This is a genomic window from Sinanaerobacter chloroacetimidivorans (assembly GCF_018128545.1).
Classification (GTDB): domain Bacteria; phylum Bacillota; class Clostridia; order Peptostreptococcales; family Anaerovoracaceae; genus Sinanaerobacter; species Sinanaerobacter chloroacetimidivorans.
Window position 1 is genome coordinate 205,413 of record NZ_JAGSND010000007.1, and the last position, 19,602, is coordinate 225,014.

Consider the following 19,602-nt stretch of genomic DNA (forward strand, 5'->3'; position numbering starts at 1 on the left):
TAAAAATATTCGATTTATTTCTCAAAAAAGGAAGATGAGCTTTTTCGGTCATGAGCTTGAATTTGGAAAAAAAACTTTCATTATGGGTATTTTGAATCTCACTCCCGACTCATTTTCTGATGGCGGAGATTACGTCTCAGTGGATAAGGCTGTAGAGCATGCAAAGAAAATGCTGAGAGACGGAGCCGATATCATAGATATCGGCGGAGAGTCATCAAGACCGGGCCATGTAAGGATTACTGCCGAAGAAGAACTTAGAAGGGTGATTCCGGTTATTAAAAGGCTTAAGCGGGAAACAAGTGCAATACTGTCATTAGATACCATAAGAGCTGAAGTTGCAGAAGAAGCAGTAAGAAATGGAATCCACATGATCAACGATATTTGGGGATTTCAAGAAGACAAGGGATTGGCATCTGTTGCTGCAAAATACGGTACACCTGTGGTTCTGATGCATAATCAAAACGGCACCGAATATGAAGGAGATATGATCGAGGAAATAAAGAGGTTTCTTATGGAATCTGTAAGGATTGCGGCGGAAGCAGGTGTTAAGGATGACAAGATCATTTTAGATCCCGGATTGGGATTTGGAAAAACTCCCGAGCAAAATTTAAGGGTAATGAGCCGGTTAGGAGAGATTAAATCCCTCGGTTATCCGGTACTTCTTGGAGCATCGAGAAAATCCATGATTGGAAAAATACTGGATGTTCCTCCAAAGGATCGAGATGAGGGGACGATCGCCACCACTGTTCTAGGAATCGTTCAGGGAATGGATATTGTAAGAGTGCATAATGTTTTAGCAAACATGCGTGCTGCAAAGGTCACGGATGCGATTATCAGGAGTGAAATGAATGGATAAAATTATTATGGAGAATATGGCGTTCTATGGCTACCATGGCGTTTTGCAAGCTGAAAAAAACCTTGGACAGAAGTTTTTGGTAGATGCTTACCTTTCTTTTTCCTTGAAGAAAGCTGGGGAAACTGATGACCTGAACTTTTCTGTAAACTACGGAGAAGCATATGAGAAGATAAGGGAAATTGTCACGAATGAAAAGTTTAACCTCCTTGAGGGTTTGGCAGAAAGGATCTGCAGTGAGATATTTTCGTCTTATCCGATGGTTCAAAAGCTGCGAATAAGGGTTAAAAAGCCTGAGGCTCCGGTTCCCGGAATCTTTGACTATTTTGGGGTAGAAATAGAAAGGGAAAGGGAAGCATGAGTAAAATATATTTGAGTCTTGGGACGAACCTTGGAGATAAGAAAAGTAATCTTGAATATGCCCTTCATTTACTTTCAGAAAAAGTTATCATACTGAAAAAATCATCCTTTTATGAAACGGAACCTGTTGGATTTAAGGATCAGCCATGGTTTTTAAACATGGTTATTGAAGGGGAAACGGACTTATCCTCCGGAGATCTTCTTTACTTTGCAAAAAATATTGAAAGTAAAATGAAGAGGGTTAAGACAATTGTAAACGGCCCCAGAATTATCGACATAGACATCCTTTTATATGATGATCAGGAAATTGAAACGGAAAATCTTATCATTCCTCACCCAAGGATGCAGCAAAGAGCTTTTGTCATGGTTCCGCTTTATGAAATCGCATCGGATCTTATCGTTTCCGGTAAAAGTATAAAAGAGATCATGGAAAGTTTTAAAGGAGAGAAAATAACAAGGCAGTCATGAACCCGCCTTGTAAATCGTATAGATGCAAGAGAATTTTTCACAGCCGAAAATTTAAGCGTTAGAAACAAAAGGGATTAAAATGCAAAGAATTGATTCTATTCTTAATGACACTGAATATCTGGATTACTTAAATAAAATTCAAGAAGCAGAAGCTGACAGGATCTACTGCCGTCATGACATGACGCATTTTCTTGATGTTTCAAGAATTGCTTATATCCTATCTCTTGAGGAGAAGCTTCATATCGATAAAGAGATCCTATATGCAATGGGGCTCCTTCATGACATTGGCAGATGGATGGAATATGAAAATGGTATCGACCATGCTATCGCAAGTAGAGAGCTTGCTGCAGGAATTCTTCAAAAATGTGACTTTACAGAAATAGAGATAAAGGAAGTACTAACTGCTATTGAAGAACATAGGAAGAAGAGCGGCACCACACTTTTAGCAGATATTCTCTATAGAGCTGATAAATTATCCCGAAACTGCATTCTCTGTAAAGCAAAAAAAACATGCAGAAAGTTTTATGGGGAAGCTTTTTTACTTTATTAAACTTTTCTGTATGAAACATGGAGTCTAAAATCGGACAAAAATCCGGAAAATTTTACATTTATTTATGATATTTCATAAAATCGTAAACAATAGCGAACATAACTTCGAGATCGATTTATAATTATGCACGGAATGCTTTACAAATTCCGTGTTTTTTTACGTCCGAATTGACTTGTTTAAAAAATTTTTCCATAAGACCAATGGAAAATTATTGGAAAGGAGGGCTTAATAAGAATCGGATAAAAGTGGAACGATACTTGCAATTAAGAATTTTAGAATTAAAATTGTTTACCATTAAATATAAGTATGTTTTAAATCAGGAGGTGTTATTATTATGGCGTATTTTTTAACTGATGACAATGTAAAGCTGTTCTATGAAGTACAGGGAGAAGGGGAAAAGACAATTATTCTTATCCATGGCTGGTCGGCCCACCATTTATTTTACAAGAAACAAATACCTGAATTATCTAAAGATTACAGAGTTGTCTGCTATGACCTCAGGGGTCATGGATTATCAGAGACGCCCGACTATGGATATACGATTTCGAGGTATGCGCAGGATTTGAAAAACCTTATTGATTTTCTCGGCTTAAAGAATGTATCGTTAGTCGGCTGGTCTATGGGTACTTACGTTATGTTTGATTACGTGCAGCAGTTTGGATTTGACGGTATCGAAAAAATGATCATCATCGACATGACGTCAAAGCTGATCACCGATGATGAATATAAATTTGGACTTTACGGTAAATTCACCATGGAAGACAATCTGGCTACAATGGTAGCAATGAATGAGGACTGGAAGGGATTTGCGGATGCATTTGTTCCGGCTATATACGCTAAATCAGGCTGCAAAAATAAAGAAGACCTCCAGTGGAACTATGAGGAAGCCTACAAGAATTCCGCTACCGTAATGACCCGTATGTGGGTTTCCATGAGCTCACGGGATTACAGGGAGTTATTACCGAAGATTACGGTTCCTACAATGATTACGTTTGGTGAGGAAAGCTGCCTTTATAACAGGGAAAACAGCGAGTATCTGAATAAAATGATAAAGGGTTCCAAACTCGTCGGATTCCCAAATTGCGGACATGGCCTTCAGCTTGAAGATGCCGCCAAATTTAACAAGGAAGTAAAAGACTTTATCGGTTAATAACATACTAAAGATGAATAGTGGGGTTTTGCACCCCACTATTTAATTTTTTGCAAATTTTTTTAGCTTTGACTGCATGGCATCTGCTGATTTATATGCCTGACTCAAGCTATCGAAACAATCCTCTAAACCTCGCAGGCGTAATATTCATCTCGTGTTTGAACGCACGGATGAAATGGGAGGTAGATGAAAAACCGCATTGCTGCGCCACCTCATCTATTGACGTATTCGTTTCCGAAAGCAGTTTTTTTGCATGATTCATCCGGATATCCGACAGAAATCCATGGACAGAACGCCCTGTCTCGGCTTTAAACAGGCGAGAAAAATGATACTGGCTCAGATTAACGACAGCAGAGATATCCGCAATTGTCATTGGTTCGGCAAAATGCAGCTCCATATAATTCTTAGCCGAAAGCACAGCAGAGTGCATCAGGGGACTTGTGTTTGTTTGAGAGGCAAGGCCGCTTAAAATGGTGTGCAATTGGAGCGAAAAGTAGTGTTCATTGAAATTCTTGGCTCTAATGCTGCGCAGCAAATTGGCAAAATAAACGCCCAAGTCCGGGTGACAGGGCAAGTGCCCCTGCTGTCTGGCATACAGTAAGTCGCAATAGGCCTGTGAGGCATTGCCTGTAAAGTGGATCCAGCGGAACTGCACCTCCGATTCAGCACGATAATAATTGGGGTACTTGCAGTCCAGCAGCACAATATCGCCGCCGACGGCGGTAAACTCTTTTCCTCGGTAGCGGAAAAGAAGCTCGCCTTTAACGATATAGAATAAAATAAAGGTATCAAACACTTCCTGCTCACTGCGGTCAACGCAGTAGGGCTTGGTACATACGTATTCGGCACCCCAATGAGGATAGAACAAATGCTCCTGGGCGAAATCAGAGGGATTATAAAAATAGATGCCGTCTTTTCTTAGAATCCCAGGTTCTTTGTGGGTTATGATTCCTTTTTGGTAATTTTCCATAATGCTGCTCCTTCCTGCTTACTTCCTTTAAAACATAGCAAGAAATGTATATTTTTCCGCAAGACTCGGCAGTGACACGTGATATATAGAAGTATACAATACGAATATAACAAAAAGCAATACTGCATGAAAGCGGGGAAAATCCCACAAAATACATAAAATTTAAAAAATGGAGGCAAAAAAAATGAATAATGTACGAATCGGATTAATTGGAGCAGGGTGGATGGGAAAAGCGCACACTACCGCATTTCACAACGCAAAAATGATTTTCGGCGATGATGTCCCCATCTTTGAGGTGATTGCGGACAATAACGAGGAGCAGGCCAAAACAATGCAAGAGGTGTTAGGCTATAACCGATACACAACAGACTGGAAAGAGGTCTGCGCTGATCCGAACGTTGATTTAGTGGATGTTGCAACACCGAACTGCATGCACTATGAAATGGTAAAATACGCACTGGAAAACGGCAAGCATGTTTTCTGCGAAAAACCTCTGTCCATTTCCGCAGAGCAATCCCGTGAGCTGGCTGATCTTGCGGCGGCAAAGGGCGTCGTCAATTACTGCGGATTCTCCAACATTATGAACCCGGCGAACGCTTATGTCCGTGATTTGGTTGCAACCGGCAAGCTGGGCAGGATTATGCGGGTTCATGCTACATACGACCAGGATATGTTGTTGGATCCCAGCCTTCCTATCACCTGGCGCCACATCAATAAGCTGGCAGGTTCCGGTGCGCTGGGAGATCTGTGTTCTCACTTACTATCCGTATCCCAGATGATCTGCGGTGATATGGAGGAAGTTAACGCGGTTTCTTCTATCGTCATTCCGGAACGGCCGAAGTTTGCTGGATCTGATGAGCTTCAAAAGGTAGAAAATGACGATGTCATTACGTTCCTTGTCAAGTATAAGAACGGCGCCATCGGAGATTTCTCCTCTTCCCGTGTGTCAACCGGACGAAAGAACTACTTCTATTATGAAATTCAGGGTACGGAAGGCTCTGTTGTTTACAATTTGGAGCGCATGTGTGAGGTTCAGGTATACTTTAAAGAAGATGCAGACAAGGACAGTGGGCGTGACTGCGGCTTCCGTACCGTACTGCTCAACCCTCAGCACGAGGGTTTCAAATGGTTCCAACCGGCAGGGGGGATTGCCATTGCCTTTGACGATATGAAAACGCTGCAGGCTCATGCTTTAATGCAGGCTATGAACGGAAAAGAATACATATGTGACTTTGAAATGGGGGCGAAGGTTGATGGTATCATCGGTGCAGTGGTCAGATCGCTTCAAACCCGTCAGTGGGAAAAATGCTAGGAAAGGGAGGAATGACAAATGTTTCAGCATGTAAAACTAGGCATTGCGCCCATCGGTTGGACCAATGATGATATGCCGCAGCTTGGCGGTGATTTGACCTTTGAACAAATGATTTCGGAAGCCGCACTTGCCGGATTCCAGGGAACCGAAGTGGGAGGGAAATTCCCCACCGATCCGAAAGTACTGAAAAAAGCGCTGGATCTGCGTGGCATCGCAATCACCAGCCAATGGTTTTCCTCTTTCTTATGCTCTGACCCATATGAAGAAAATGAGAAAGCCTTTATCGCTCAGCTGGATTTTCTGGAGGCATTGGGAGCAACCCGCATCAATGTCTGCGAGCTGACCAGATGTCTGTTTGCAGAAGAGTGTTCCATGTTTGGAGATAACAAGCCTATTGCCACGGACGGGGAGTGGGAGAAGCTGTGTGACGGCCTGAACCGTCTGGGTAAAATCGCATCCGGTCGGGGCTTCAAGCTTTGCTTCCACCATCATATGGCGACGGTTGTCCAGACACTGGCCGAGACAAAGCGCCTGATGGACCATACTGATCCGCGGTATGTCTATCTTTGCTATGATACAGGACACTTTACATTCTCAAAGGAAGATGCAGTGGAAGCCGCAAATCTGTTTGCTCCGCGCATCGGTCATGTACATCTGAAGGATATTCGTCCGGAAAAGATGGAGCAGGCATACAAAGACGGCTTTAAATTTCGTAAAGCTGTTTTAGAAGGCTGCTTTACGGTTCCGGGAGACGGTTGTATCGATTTTTCCAGAGTATTCAAGGCACTCGATAGAGTGGGGTATGAAGGCTGGTTCATCGTTGAAGCAGAGCAGGATCCGAATCTGGCGAATCCCTTTGAATATGCGCTCATGTCACGCAAATATATCCGAGAAACCGCCGGTATCTGAACAGTTGTTATGAAAGGAGCTTTTGAAATGAAAAAAGTACGTTTTGGAGTTGTCGGAATTGGCAGCATGGGAACGATGCATATTACAAATTTGCAGTGCCGTGTGCCAAACGCGGAGGTAATTGCGGTGTGTGCAAGAACTCTGTCCCGAGTGAAGGAGGTTCAAGAAAAATTCGGTATTCCGCATGGATATACGGATTATGATGAAATGCTGAAAAATCCGGATATTGATGCCATCGTCATTGCAACCGGTGCAGACGCACACAAGGAGCAGTGTATCAAGGCTAGTCAGGCAAATAAGCACATTTTCTGTGAAAAACCTCTGGCAAAGTCAGTGGAAGATTGCAAAGAAATTGAGGCAGAGGTTGCTAAAAATGAAGGGAAACTGTTTACGGTGGGCTTTATGCGCCGTTTTGACCCATCCTATGCAGAAGCAATGCGTAAAATCCGTGCAGGCGAAATCGGTGCTCCGATTCTGTTTCGCGGTGTTAGCTTGGATCCTGCTTCGGTGCTGGATGCTCACCTTGAAGGCGTGAAAAAAGGCATTTATGTACCGTGGTTTATCGAAATGGGCAGCCATGATACAGACTTGGCCCGTTGGTTTCTGAGAGGTGAACCCGTAGAATGTTTTGCAACCGGCGGCGCTTATGTCTGCAAGGGACTGGCTGATTATGATGATTATGACAATGGTTTTTCACTGACTAAGTTTGACAATCAAACTACCGCATACATTCAGGTAGGCAGAACCGGTACTTGCAGCCATGTGGAATCTGAAATTGTAGGAACCTGCGGAACTTTACGAATCAACAGTGTACCTCGCAAAAACTATATTTCCCAGTTTACCGGGAAAGGCGTTTTGGAAGAGTGTCAGGAAAGCTTTCTGGAGCGTTGGGGAACAGCATTTTACAACGAAATGGAGAATTTTACAAATTGCATTCTGGAAAATCGTCAGCCGGAAATTACGGCAAAGGACGGTACGGGCAGTTTGGAATTTTGTTTAAAACTGCATGATGCATATTTAGCAGGCAAAAAATAGGAGGAATCAATTATGACTCAAGAAATGATGGATGCGGTTGTTTTTACTGAAATCGGAAAATATGAAATTACAAAGCGTCCCAAGCCTGTTGTCAATCACGATAATCAGGTTCTGGCAAAGATACTAGCCGCAAGCATCTGCGGTACAGATGTACACATCCTCGGGAATCCTCCCGGAGTGATTGCAAATCCCGGTATTATCCTTGGACATGAGTGCATTGCAGAGATCGTGGAGGTCGGAGCCCGCGTTACCGCTTTTCAGCCTGGCGACCATGTTATCCTGGATAACAATCTGCCATGCGGCATTTGCCCGGCATGTATGGAAGGAAGCAGCAACCTTTGCATACATATTTCTTCCATGGGTGTGCACATCGACGGTGTTTTCGCCCAGTATGCAGTATTTCCGGAAAGCGCGGCTGTCAAATTATCCAAGGATGTCTCTATCGATGATGCAATCTTTGCAGAACCGCTGAACTGCGTGATGGGTGCGGTAAAAAAGCTCAAGGTGATGCCCGGTGATACGGTTCTCGTTCTTGGCGGCGGTCCTATTGGATTATATTTCACCACACTGATGAAAGCTTGCGGTGCCGGAAAGGTCCTAGTGTCCGAAGTATCAGCGTTCCGTTCTGAACATGCAATGAAGAACGGTGCATACCGCGTAATCAACCCGCAGAAAGAAGACCTGACTCAGAGCGTTTTGGACGAGACAAAAGGGGAGGGAGCGGATATTGTAATCGACGCCGTAGGCGTACTTCTTCCTGAAGCGCTGAAGACCGTGAAGAACGGCGGTTCCATTCTGTTATTCGGTATGAACGCTCAGGCGGAGCAAACCATCAGTCAAAATGACATTACCGCACGGGGCATTACGATCTATGGCAACTTCATTGGCCTGAATACTCTCCGTAATGTGGCGAACCTGCTGGAGAGTCAAAAGGTTGATTTTAAGTCCATGATTACACATAAATTACCGCTGAAACGATTTGGAGAAGGCTTGGAAGCCATGCGTAAAGGCGAAGCCCTGGAAGTCGTGCTGTATCCGTTTTGACTGTAAAACAACGGATAAAAAGGAGAGACCCTGCCGTTAAAACAGGATCTCTCCTTTATTAGAATTGAAGAGGGTAATGCTTTATTTTTTTCTGGCGTTCTTGCGCATGTCGATAATTACCGCACCGACGATAATCAGACCCTTGATGACGTTAGACATATTATCGTCTACGCTTAAAAGAACGAGACCGTTATTGATTACGCCTAGAACCAGAATACCTGCAAGGACACCGCTGACACGGCATACACCGCCTGTATGAGAAGTACCGCCGATTGTAGCAGCAGCAATGGCATCCAGTTCATAGTTCAGACCGTATGTAGACGGATCTGCAGAACCGGTACGTGCTGCAAGAAGCACGCCGCCTATTGCTGCGCAGACAGCGCTCCATATATATACTTTGATCAAATTCCTTTCGACATTGATACCGGCAACACGCGCGGCATGATCATTGCCGCCGATGGCAAATATATTCTTGCCGAATCGAGTCTGTGTCAGCAAGAAGCCTGAAATTGCAAAGACAATCAGGAATATAATAACAATTGAAGGAATGACACCGAATAACTTGCCCTTTGCAAAGATTCGAAAATCATCGGATAAATTTGATACCGGCTGAGTCGAATACATTTTAGCCAGTGCACGGCAAATCAATTGAGTACCCAGGGTTGCGATAAACGGAGGTATTTTCGTATAAGCGATAATGGCACCGACAATTGCACCGATAGCTGCACCAATGGCAATGCCCACAAGAGCAGCAGCCCAGCCCGGAAGTGCCGCCAATTCCGGAAATAATTTGTTTGCCGCACCAATCGGTTGAACAAGGGATGCGGTAATAACAGAAACAAGTGCAACAATGGAGCCGGCTCCCAAATCGATACCTTTGGACAAAATGGTCCACATGATACCGAAAGCGATTATTCCTTTAATTGATTCACCTTCCAGCATCGTTCTCAAGTTGTTGGTTGACAGAAACACAGGACTGACTATCTGTAAGCCAACAACCATAATAACCAAAACGAGCCAAATAGAATTCTGTGAAATAAATTTTTTAACATCAAAATTTCTTTTGATTGCTAGTGTATTACTCATGGTAAGCTCTCCTTTACACGTTACTCACTCTGCGGCGCTGCTTCGCCGGTTGCGTATTTCATTATTATCTCTGATGTTGCGTCTTTTCGGTCAATGATACCGGTCATGGTGCCTTCATGCATCACCAGCACGCGATCCGCCATTCCCAGTACTTCCGGCAACTCGGAGGAGATCATGATAATTGCTTTTCCTTCTCCTGCAAGTTTGGTAATCAGAGAGTGTATTTCAGCCTTAGCACCGACGTCAATGCCTCGGGTAGGTTCGTCGACAATCAAAATATCCGGATCTGTCAGAAGCCAGCGTCCTACCAATGTCTTTTGCTGGTTGCCGCCGGAAAGATTTGCAATCGGCGTATCGAGATCGGGGGTTTTAACGTTCAGTTTGTTTACAAAATCATGTGCGTCAGCACGGATTTTTGAATGCTTCAGCGGAAAGCCATATTTTTTCAAATTAGCAAGTACAGTATTTTCAGCTACGCTGAGCAGGCTAACGATACCATTTCCTCGTCTGTCCTCGGTCAGCAAACCGATTTTATTGGAAATGGCGTCTTCGGGACACTTGATGTTAAGCTCTTTGCTTTCTTTGTAGATTTTACCGGCGGTACGTGTGCGCATGCCAAAAATTGTTTCGACAATTTCGGTACGTCCGGCACCAACCAGTCCTGCAAAACCAAGAATTTCTCCGCGCCTTAGCTCAAACGACACATTTTGGAACGCACGCCCCGAGCTTAACCCCTCTACCTTCAGGACGGTTTCACCGATGGGGCACTCGACTTTAGGAAACATTTTATCCATGGTACGTCCAACCATGAGCGTAATTAATTTGTCAATGTCCAAGTTTTCTGCCCGGTCACTGGCAATATATTCACCGTCACGATAAACTGTAATCTCATCACTGATTCGGAATATTTCATCCATTTTGTGAGATATATAAATAATCGCTACATTTTTGGATTTTAAATCCTCAATAATATGAAAAAGATGCTCTACCTCTGACTCTGTCAAGGCTGAAGTAGGTTCATCCATAATGACAACGGAAGAGTTAAACGATATTGCCTTTGCAATCTCGACCATTTGCATCTTAGCTACAGTTAAGTTGCCCATCTTTTCATCCGGATCCAGATCAAGATTTAATCTTTTAAAAAGCTCTAAGCAATCCTGGCGCATTTTTTTATAATCAACTATGATTCCTTTGCGTGGCTCACGTCCCATCCAGACATTTTCGCACACACTTCTTTCAAGAACCGGATTGAGTTCCTGATGGATCATGGAAATTCCCATTTTCATCGCGCTGAGAGTATTGGAAAAGGAAACCTCTTGTCCCTTATAAATTATTTTTCCTGAGGTTGGTTTATAGATACCGATTAAGCATTTCATCAATGTGGATTTTCCGGCACCGTTCTCTCCCATGAGCGCATGTACCGTACCTGGGCGTACTTTTAACTGAACGCCCTTTAATGCTTTTACACCGGGAAATTCTTTAACGATATCATGCATTTCAAGAATGTATTCTTCGCTCACTGATAATCACTCCTACTAAGGTATATGGACCGGAGGTCCACCGCAAAATATAACACTGCTTTTTAGCACACGGCGGTGCATTGCCAGCCGACAAATGCACCGCCACTTTTTTCAGTCTAATCTATTATTATTATTATTTACCTGTTTAGATAGTCTGCTACATTGTCAGCTGTTACAGGTTCAAAGGGAACCCATTCAATGTTCGGATTGGCGGTATCCAGCTGATAATCGATGCCCTCGTTAATAGGTTTACCTTCAATCAGGTTAATTGCTGCCAGTATCGCACCTGTTCCTTGTCCTTTCGGATCCTGGAATACGGACATGGCCAGTTTGCCGGATTGTATTGCAGCACATGCGTCAGCCGTTGCGTCAATACCAACAATTGGAATTGTAGAAGGATCTATGTTCTGCTGTTCCAGAGCTTCGATTGCGCCAAGTGCCATTGCATCATTGTTTGCGATAATACAGTCAAACTTGGTGCCGGTGCTGAGTAACGGCCCGATTTGGTTCATTGCTTTCGCACGGTCATAGTCGCATGCCAGCGGAGCGGAAGCTTCAACTGCAGTAATTCCATTGTCTTTCAGCGCTTGAAGTACGGACTTGGTACGGTTTGTTGTAGAAACCTGACCCAAAATACCGTTAAGCAAGATGTATTTGATTTCCGTCTTGCCTTGTGCCTTAAAGTGCTCTGCAAGCCATTCGCCCTGGAATTTTCCCGAAGTCATTTCATCAGAGCCTACATAAACTACATTTTCGTTGAGAATGCTGGTGTCTGCAGGCGGACGATTTACGAACACAACTTTCATATCACCTGCTGCCTCAACGATATCTTTAGCGGTATTGGGATCGACAAGATTTACAATAATCGCCTTTTCACCGTTGTTACGGGCTGTTTCTACGAATTGAATCTGCTTGTTTGCATCGGACTGAGAATCCAAAGAGTTTAAACTATAGCCCATTTCTGATGCAGCTGCTTTTGCTGCAGCGTCTAATGTACTCAGCCATTCGTCACGCTGTGACATGACGATTGTTAGTTTCTTTCCTTCGGAAGAACCTTTGTCAGAATTACCATTTGCACTATCACCGCCGCCGCAGCCTCCCAGCATAGTTACAGCCAGTATACCTGCGAGTGCTAAGGCCATGATTCGTTTTGATTTCATGTGTATCTCTCCTTTACTCCACTTTTTATTTGCGTGCTACGCACACTAGTAGTATTATCGTTATGCCATTGCTTTTGCGTTCTCGAGCACAAGCTTAGCATGGACATAGAATATCACGTCAATTTAACGAAATCAACATAATTTTTTTTTTATTTCTATTTTTTCATGTGTGCAATGCACAAAGCTTTAAATTGCAACATTTATTAGTATATTTCTATCTATATATCGTTAATTTTTTGGCAAAAATATGTAGATAGGGAAAAATGATGTATGATAAAATGTGTGCATTGTTGAATATTCAGTTGATTTATCAAATTTTATATGTTAATTTATTGTAAATGTACATGATATGTATTTATGTATTATTTGGAAATAGGACATATCTAATTCCATAAATTATTAGAAAAACGGAGTCAAATAATGGGTGTAACATTAAAACAAATCGCTGAAATCGCCGGTGTATCAAGAGGTACTGTTGACCGCGCCTTACATGGACGCGGCAGAGTGAATCCGGAGACTGCCAAACTAATTCTAAATATTGCCAATGAATTGGGATATCGTCCGAATCGCATGGGCCGAGCACTTGCTTTAACACGGAAATCGATACATATCGGTGTTATTGTTCAGTCATACGGAACACCTTTTATGAATCTGGTTATCGAGGGGATTCAAAAAGCTTCTGCAGAGCTTCACGACGTTGGTGCGGTAATTCTGACAGAATTCTTGGAATCGGTGAATCCGCAGAATACGATTGCGGCAATGGACCGTCTCATCGATAAGGGTGCGCAAGCTCTTGCATTGACTGCAGTTGACGATGATAACCTTCGGGAACATATCAATTTTCTATCTGAAGATAAGAACATCCCGATTATCACCTTCAATTCAGATATTTTGGGTACAAAAAGGCTGTGTTATGTTGGTCAGAATTCTTTTCAAAGCGGGCAGACTTGTGCTTATCTGATGTCTCTTGCTCTGCGCGGTACCGGCAAGGTGTTTCCGCTCACCGGACATCTAACCAATGTTTCCCATCAGCAGCGATTTCTTGGCTTCTCCAATGTATGCGAACAGAACTCAGGGATAGAGCTGCTTCCTTTACAGTGTTGCTTTGATCAAGATCATTATGCCTATGAACTGACGATGCATGCCTTACAGGAGTATCCTGATCTATCAGGCATCTTTGTTACCGCAAACGGGCAAAGCGGTGCATGTCAGGCTCTTATTGACGCTAAGAAAAAGTCACAAATTTGTCTGATTGCTTACGATCTTACACCGCAAAACTGTAAACTTCTGCAGGACGGTCATATTGACATCTTAATCGGACAAGGTGCGTTACTCCAGGGGTATCAGCCGCCGATACTGCTATATAATTATTTGATAAACGGAACAAAGCTTGAGCAGGAATTCCTGTACACTGATATTGTGATTAAAACAAAGTATAATTTGTAAGCAATTTCCTTTCTGAACAAACCCGTTAATTAGTTTTAACGGGTTTTTCATTAATAAAAATAGAATTTTAAAATTGGCAAAAAAAAATATTTGCGTTCACGAGAACACAATACTATAATGAAATCCAAAGAACGCATAAGAATGATTCTATGAAAGAAACATATCAGAGAACTAATTAGAGAACTATTTTACTAAAATTTACTTAATTAATGTGGTTTTTTTAGGGTGAATGCAATTGAAACTGCACTCACCTTTAAAAAGATCTTATGCGTTCACGAGAACTCAACTTTTTATAACACTCAACAAAATATCGTAAAAAACATGTATAGGAGGACGATCTTAATGTTAAAAGTAGGTGTAATCGGATGCGGCGCCATCGGTCGTGAGCATATCAAGAGACTTTCAGGAAAACTTCAGGGTTCTATGGTTACAGCAGTCTGCGATATGTATGAAAATAGTGCCAAAGAAGCGGCCGCTTTGGTTTCTGGCAGCGAAGTAAAAATTTATACTGACGTTCAAGCGATTGTAAACGATCCAAATGTCGATGCTTTGGTCGTTACCTCGCCGGGATTTGCACATAAAGAACCGGTTTTGGCCGCTGTCAAGGCAGGAAAGCCCGTATTCTGCGAAAAGCCGCTGTGTACCACTGCTGCAGATTGTAAGGAAATTGTAGAAGCGGAAATAGTAGGCGGCAAGCATCTGGTTCAAGTAGGCTTCATGCGCCGCTATGACAAGGGTTACAATCAAGTCAAAGATCTTCTTGATTCCGGTGAATTTGGCAAGCCTCTTGTGGTCAAGTGCACCCACCGTGCTATTGAAGTAGACAGTTCCTATTCGACCGAAATGGCGGTTACCGACACGGCGATCCACGAAATCGACTGCCTGCACTGGCTGCTTGATGATGATTGGGAATCCGTTCAGGTCATCATGGGTGCAAATACTAAGTTTGCACATCCTGCCCTGCGTGATCCTCAGGTCATGATCATGCAGAGTAAAAAAGGCGTTACAGTAGTACTGGAAGTATTTGTTAACTGCAAATTCGGCTATGACATTAATTGCGAAGTAGTTTGTGAAGATGGTGTTATTCATATGCCTGCTCCATCCTTCCCGACCGTTCGCAAGGCAGGCAAATTATCAACCGATATCGAAACCAACTGGATCAATCGTTTTATTGATTCCTATGACATCGAGCTGCAGGATTGGATCGATCATGCTGTCAAGTTTGAGGTAGCAGGGCCGAACGCTTGGGACGGCTACATTGCAGAGGTTACTGCGGATGCACTGGTAGAAGCACAGGCCTCCGGAAAAATCGAAAAGATTGAATTAGGTGAAACACCTGCTTTCTATAAATAATAAATATAATAAATACGACGAAAATCTACAACGTAAAGATTTGCCTTTTTGCCCAAGCTTGCTTGGTTAGGCAAAACGGACAGAAGCTCAAGCGAAGCTTGTGCCGGAGTTCCTGAAAGGAACGTTGTGATTTTCCAGCATAAATTCTGCCATGCGACACTAAAGCGTCGGGCAGAATGTTAAAAAGGAGTATTTTCATGAAAATTGGTTTTAACGAAGGCTGCAACCGTTTTTGCAAGGACCATTCAGTCCTAAAGGATTTAGAGCTGTGTGAAAAGTATGGCTTTGATTACATTGATATTCAGTCAGAATGCCTCAACCGAGACCTTGCCGCCGGCAAGTATACCCTTGAGGATTTGAGTGCATGGTTCAAAGATCCCAGCCATAAGCTTAAGATGTTGTCCTATAACGCACTGATCTTTTTCAACATGAAGCAGACACAGGAGGAAAAGGATGCTGTAATGGCAGAGCTTGACGAGATTATCTATCGCTGCAATATGCTCGACTGTAAAATGATTGTGGTTGTACCGTCCATGGACCTGCCCGTTCATGCAACGCTGGACGACATCAAAGAAGATGCTGTTGCAGTGCTGAAAGATATGGTTAAAAAAGTAGAACCGCACGGCATCAAACTGTCCCTCGAATTTTGCGGTGTGCCAACTATGTCAATCAACCGTTTTGAAGACGCTTATGCAATCGCACAGGCAGTTGATCATCCGCTGGTCGGCATCACGCTGGATCAGTATCATTTCCATGCGATGGCCTCTAGTTTTGAATTCCTGGAAAAAACCGACGGGAAAAAGATCTTTGTCTGGCATCTTAACGGCATGGAGAATATGCCATGCGGCGCTGCTTACAATAACGACGAGAAGCGACTGTGGCCAGAGGAGCCGGGTGACTGTCTGGATCACAAGCGTTATGCAGATATCTTGAAAAAAATCGGTTTTGAGGGTGATGTTTGCACAATCGAAGTATTCCGTCCCGCTTACTACGAACTTTCGCAGGAAGAAAACGTAAAGACGGCCGCTGAAGTTACCCGCCAGCACATAGCTAAATATTGTTAAGTTGTTTTAGGTAAAAAATATTTCTTATAAAAGACGATGAAAATCTACGAATTATAGATTCGTGATTTTCCAGCCTAAATTCTGTCAGCGGTTCTAACGACCGTAAACGGACTCCGACTCGCTTCGCTCGTGCTGTCTGTTTTGCCAGCCAAGCAAGCTTGGGGCAAAAAGGCAAGCTAGGGGCAAAAAGGCAAAGAACTGGACAGAATGTTAGAAAAGAAAGGAGCATCCTATGAAAATTGCATTTGACGTAGATGTGCTTGCAAAGCAAATGAGTATCAATGACATGGTGCATCAGGTGGCGGATTGGGGATATAAGTATATTGAGCAATCACCCCATCCTCGCATCAATCCATTTTATAAGCATCCGCTGTTCTCTAAGGAATGTGAAGCGGAATACCGGAAAGCTCTGAAGGAAACCGGCGTAGAGATATCCTCGTTCATCGTGGTTTACCGTTGGTCAGGCCCTACAGAGGAACAGCGTCAGCACGCCGTTAAAAATTGGCGTAAGATCGTGGAGATCGCGGTCAATATGGGAGTTTCGGTTATCAATACCGAGCTGTCGGGAGACCCGAACCAGCAGGAAATTTGTAACGGCATGTGGTTTAAATCTATGGAAGAGCTTCTCCCGCTTTTTGAAAAAGAGGGAATCCGTGTTGAAATTCAGTCCCATCCCTATGACTTCTGCGAGCTGAACAACGAGACCTGTGATATGGTAAAATCTTTCCGCTCGAAGAACTTAGGCTATGTGTACTCTGCCCCTCATGGTTTCTTCTATGATCAGGGCAAGGGTGACGTTCGTTCTATGCTGAAATATGCCGGTGAGGATCTGACACACGTCTTGTTTGCCGATACTTTCAATCAAACGTTAGATTGCCGCTATATTGCCAATCCGCCATGGCTCAACAGCCAAGGGAAAGCGGATATCACAATCCATCAGCATTTGGCCATGGGTGAGGGCGACGTGGACTTTCCGGGAATCTTTGAAACGCTGCGTGAAATGGACTTTGTAAACAAGCAGCTTAAGCCGGATGCATCGAAGGTAGGCGGTGATAACATCGCTTGTGTATCGATGTTCGGATTCCCTGAAAAGATGGCGGTTCAGGCCGTAGAGGCAAGGGAACGCATTGAGAAGGAACTGTTAGGAAGATAAACGATCACTAACGATCTCCTCATCATTAGTGACTATTCATTGATAGATTGATTTATTAATTAATCCGATGAGAGAAGGGCTGTGGCAGTAAGAATGTCACAGCCCGCTCTCTATTGCAAAGAACTAGAAAAAGTAAACAATTCCAGGAGGTATTAACATGGATAAATTATTAGAAATGACTCAGAAATTCCCGATGACAAGATATTGGAATGACTCTTGCTCCATTAAGGAACTAACTTATGCGCTTGAAAGAGGAGCCGTAGGTGCAACAACAAATCCTGTTATCGTTAAGGGAGTACTGGAAAAGGAACTGGATAGCTATAAAGATTACATTACTCAGCTTATAAAGGATAATCCTACCGAGTCTGAGGATGGTATTGCCTGGATGGTGATTGAAAAAATGGCGGTTGACGGAGCGAAGCTGCTGGAGCCTATATTCGATCCCACAATCGGAACTGGGAGAATTTCCATCCAGACGAATACAAAATATTTTAACAATGCTGAAAAGCTAATCGAGCAGGCAGTATATTTCAACACACTTGCTCCAAATATGCAGGTTAAGGCACCAACAACCTCTGCCGGAATCAAAGCCTTCGAAGAAATGACCTATCGCGGCGTCAGTATCAACGCAACGGTTTCCTTCTCCGCAACACAGGCAATCGCAGTCGGAGAAGCTGTTGAAAGAGGATTAAAGCGAAGAGAAGCGGAAGGACTTGACAATTCTGAAATTAACCCTGTCTGCACCATCATGGTCGGAAGACTGGATGACTGGCTGAGAGAAGCAGCTGAAAAAAAGAATATCAGCGTAGACCCTTGTGCGTTGCATTATGCGGGAATCGCCTGCGTAAAGAGAGCGTACAAGATTTACAACGAAAGAGGCTACAAGACCAAAATGCTTTCTGCAGCTTACAGAACACCGTTACAGTGGCTTGAGTTTATCGGCGGAGACATGATTATGACCATTCCTTATAAGAATCAGGTTCCTTTCAACGGATCCGATTTTGAAATCAAAGCAAGAATGGATCATGAAGTAGATCCTTACTACATCAAAGAGTTAAGAAAGCTTCCCGATTTCGTAAAAGCATATGATGAAATGAGCGTAGAAGAATTCGATACTTTCGGGCCGGTCAACAAAACTCTGGATCAGTTTGCAGGCGGATATGATGATCTGGTTAAGATTATCAGAAAGTTTATGATCAAATTCTAATCAATCAATGGAAGAGGAGATAAACTACTAAAGAGCTGGACAGAATGTTAAGGAGAGAAAACGATGGTTACAGTTTATGGCGAAATGGAAAAAGGCTATAATGAAATCTGCAATATGAAGGACAATCATCCGGACATGCTTATGGATATTGGCATCCAGGTAATGGATGCGGGTGAGCCCCTGAATATTTTAGAGGAAGAAAAAGAGACTGCGGTTTTACTTTTGGACGGTGAAGTGACTTTTCAATGGGAAGGGCAATCAGCGGATGCGGCAAGAAAATCAATTTTCGACGAAGAACCGACGGCTCTTCATGCAGCACGCGGTGTTGAAATCACAATTACAGCAAAAGGAAAGGCGGAACTGCTGATTCAAAAGACTACAAATGAAAGAAGCTTTGCTTCCAAGCTTTATTCCCAAGCTGATGTAGGTACAGAAATTTTCGGAGAAGATGTCTGGGATAATACGGCACGCAGAGCCTGCAGAACTGTTTTTGATTATAACAATGCACCTTATTCCAATATGGTTCTGGGAGAGTTAATCAATTATCCGGGAAGATGGTCAAGCTACATTCCTCACGGGCATCCACAGCCTGAGGTTTATTTCTACCGTTTTAACAGACCGGAAGGTTTTGGTGCAGCATTTTTGGGTGATGAAGCATTCAAGATTCGGAATAACAGCGCATTTTACATTCCAGGCGGCCCGACTCATCCGCAGGTTGCAGCTCCTGGATTTGCCCTGTATTATACCTGGATGATCAGACATTTAAAGAATAATCCGTGGACTTCAAGAGATAATGATCCGCGTTACACCTGGCTTTTAGAAAAAGACGCAAAAATATGGCCGGAGAAATCAAAATAAAGGCGGACAAATTTTATTAGAAAATAGAAGGAGATCAATCATATGAGTATTTATTATACTTTAAGCAATGGTCTAAAAATCCCTGCAATTGGATTTGGTACCTA

The 19,602-nt window shown here is 43.1% G+C and carries 19 protein-coding genes; 15 read left to right on the forward strand and 4 right to left on the reverse strand.

What is annotated here, in order from left to right; translation table 11 throughout:
- Positions 1 to 34: 34 nt before the first annotated feature.
- From folP to KCX82_RS12325, 5 genes are all read left to right on the forward strand, one after another.
- On the forward strand, positions 35 to 856 hold the full coding sequence (folP, locus tag KCX82_RS12305) for a dihydropteroate synthase (RefSeq protein ID WP_227018795.1): 822 nt from the start codon (positions 35 to 37) through the stop codon (positions 854 to 856).
- Positions 849 to 1,214 (forward strand): dihydroneopterin aldolase, encoded by a 366-nt coding sequence (gene folB / locus KCX82_RS12310; RefSeq protein WP_227018767.1) that lies wholly within the window; start codon positions 849 to 851, stop codon positions 1,212 to 1,214. The genes folP and folB overlap by 8 nt, the downstream gene beginning before the upstream one ends.
- Positions 1,211 to 1,681, forward strand: coding sequence for a 2-amino-4-hydroxy-6-hydroxymethyldihydropteridine diphosphokinase (gene folK / locus KCX82_RS12315; protein WP_227018768.1), 471 nt, complete (start codon positions 1,211 to 1,213; stop codon positions 1,679 to 1,681). Before folB ends, folK begins: the two co-directional genes overlap by 4 nt.
- Positions 1,682 to 1,760: 79 nt before the next feature.
- Positions 1,761 to 2,231, forward strand: coding sequence for an HD domain-containing protein (locus KCX82_RS12320; RefSeq protein ID WP_227018769.1), 471 nt, complete (start codon positions 1,761 to 1,763; stop codon positions 2,229 to 2,231).
- Positions 2,232 to 2,565: 334 nt separating this feature from the next.
- Entirely contained in the window at positions 2,566 to 3,381 is an 816-nt protein-coding gene (locus KCX82_RS12325; protein ID WP_227018770.1) for an alpha/beta fold hydrolase, read from the forward strand.
- Positions 3,382 to 3,490: 109 nt separating this feature from the next.
- On the opposite strand, the gene KCX82_RS12330 is transcribed toward KCX82_RS12325, so the two are convergent.
- Entirely contained in the window at positions 3,491 to 4,351 is an 861-nt protein-coding gene (locus tag KCX82_RS12330; RefSeq protein WP_227018771.1) for an AraC family transcriptional regulator, read from the reverse strand.
- A 184-nt stretch (positions 4,352 to 4,535) separates the two neighbouring features.
- Here KCX82_RS12330 and KCX82_RS12335 point away from each other — a divergent pair, with 184 nt between their 5' ends.
- The 4 genes from KCX82_RS12335 to KCX82_RS12350 are packed head-to-tail and all read left to right on the forward strand — an operon-like array spanning position 4,536 to position 8,651.
- Entirely contained in the window at positions 4,536 to 5,663 is a 1,128-nt protein-coding gene (locus KCX82_RS12335; protein ID WP_227018772.1) for a Gfo/Idh/MocA family protein, read from the forward strand.
- Between the two features lie 18 nt (positions 5,664 to 5,681).
- Positions 5,682 to 6,572 (forward strand): myo-inosose-2 dehydratase, encoded by an 891-nt coding sequence (gene iolE, locus KCX82_RS12340; protein WP_227018773.1) that lies wholly within the window; start codon positions 5,682 to 5,684, stop codon positions 6,570 to 6,572.
- A gap of 27 nt (positions 6,573 to 6,599) precedes the next feature.
- The gene (locus KCX82_RS12345; RefSeq protein ID WP_227018774.1) at positions 6,600 to 7,607 is read left to right on the forward strand and encodes a Gfo/Idh/MocA family oxidoreductase; all 1,008 of its coding nucleotides are present in this window, start codon (positions 6,600 to 6,602) and stop codon (positions 7,605 to 7,607) included.
- Positions 7,608 to 7,619: 12 nt separating this feature from the next.
- Entirely contained in the window at positions 7,620 to 8,651 is a 1,032-nt protein-coding gene (locus tag KCX82_RS12350; protein WP_227018775.1) for an alcohol dehydrogenase catalytic domain-containing protein, read from the forward strand.
- An 81-nt stretch (positions 8,652 to 8,732) separates the two neighbouring features.
- On the opposite strand, the gene KCX82_RS12355 is transcribed toward KCX82_RS12350, so the two are convergent.
- The 3 genes from KCX82_RS12355 to KCX82_RS12365 all read right to left on the reverse strand — a co-directional run bounded on the left by KCX82_RS12355 (position 8,733) and on the right by KCX82_RS12365 (position 12,417).
- On the reverse strand, positions 8,733 to 9,737 hold the full coding sequence (locus tag KCX82_RS12355; protein ID WP_227018776.1) for an ABC transporter permease subunit: 1,005 nt from the start codon (positions 9,735 to 9,737) through the stop codon (positions 8,733 to 8,735).
- Between the two features lie 20 nt (positions 9,738 to 9,757).
- Positions 9,758 to 11,257: a sugar ABC transporter ATP-binding protein gene (locus KCX82_RS12360; RefSeq protein WP_319633354.1), complete on the reverse strand. Its 1,500-nt coding sequence runs from the start codon at positions 11,255 to 11,257 to the stop codon at positions 9,758 to 9,760.
- Between the two features lie 137 nt (positions 11,258 to 11,394).
- Complete coding sequence (locus KCX82_RS12365) at positions 11,395 to 12,417, reverse strand: sugar ABC transporter substrate-binding protein (protein WP_227018777.1); 1,023 nt, start codon at positions 12,415 to 12,417, stop codon at positions 11,395 to 11,397.
- A gap of 420 nt (positions 12,418 to 12,837) precedes the next feature.
- On the opposite strand from KCX82_RS12365, the gene KCX82_RS12370 reads away from it, so the two are divergent.
- The 6 genes from KCX82_RS12370 (at position 12,838) to KCX82_RS12395 (ending at position 19,498) form a co-directional block, all read left to right on the forward strand.
- Complete coding sequence (locus KCX82_RS12370; protein ID WP_227018778.1) at positions 12,838 to 13,863, forward strand: LacI family DNA-binding transcriptional regulator; 1,026 nt, start codon at positions 12,838 to 12,840, stop codon at positions 13,861 to 13,863.
- Positions 13,864 to 14,205: 342 nt separating this feature from the next.
- A complete protein-coding gene (locus tag KCX82_RS12375) occupies positions 14,206 to 15,216 on the forward strand; it encodes a Gfo/Idh/MocA family protein (protein WP_227018779.1) in 1,011 nt (336 codons plus the stop codon).
- A 197-nt stretch (positions 15,217 to 15,413) separates the two neighbouring features.
- Complete coding sequence (locus tag KCX82_RS12380) at positions 15,414 to 16,280, forward strand: sugar phosphate isomerase/epimerase family protein (RefSeq protein ID WP_227018780.1); 867 nt, start codon at positions 15,414 to 15,416, stop codon at positions 16,278 to 16,280.
- Between the two features lie 232 nt (positions 16,281 to 16,512).
- Complete coding sequence (locus tag KCX82_RS12385) at positions 16,513 to 17,433, forward strand: sugar phosphate isomerase/epimerase family protein (protein ID WP_227018781.1); 921 nt, start codon at positions 16,513 to 16,515, stop codon at positions 17,431 to 17,433.
- 157 nt (positions 17,434 to 17,590) lie between these two features.
- Positions 17,591 to 18,640 (forward strand): transaldolase family protein, encoded by a 1,050-nt coding sequence (locus KCX82_RS12390; protein WP_227018782.1) that lies wholly within the window; start codon positions 17,591 to 17,593, stop codon positions 18,638 to 18,640.
- Positions 18,641 to 18,703: 63 nt separating this feature from the next.
- A complete protein-coding gene (locus KCX82_RS12395) occupies positions 18,704 to 19,498 on the forward strand; it encodes a 5-deoxy-glucuronate isomerase (RefSeq protein ID WP_227018783.1) in 795 nt (264 codons plus the stop codon).
- Positions 19,499 to 19,602 lie beyond the last annotated feature (104 nt).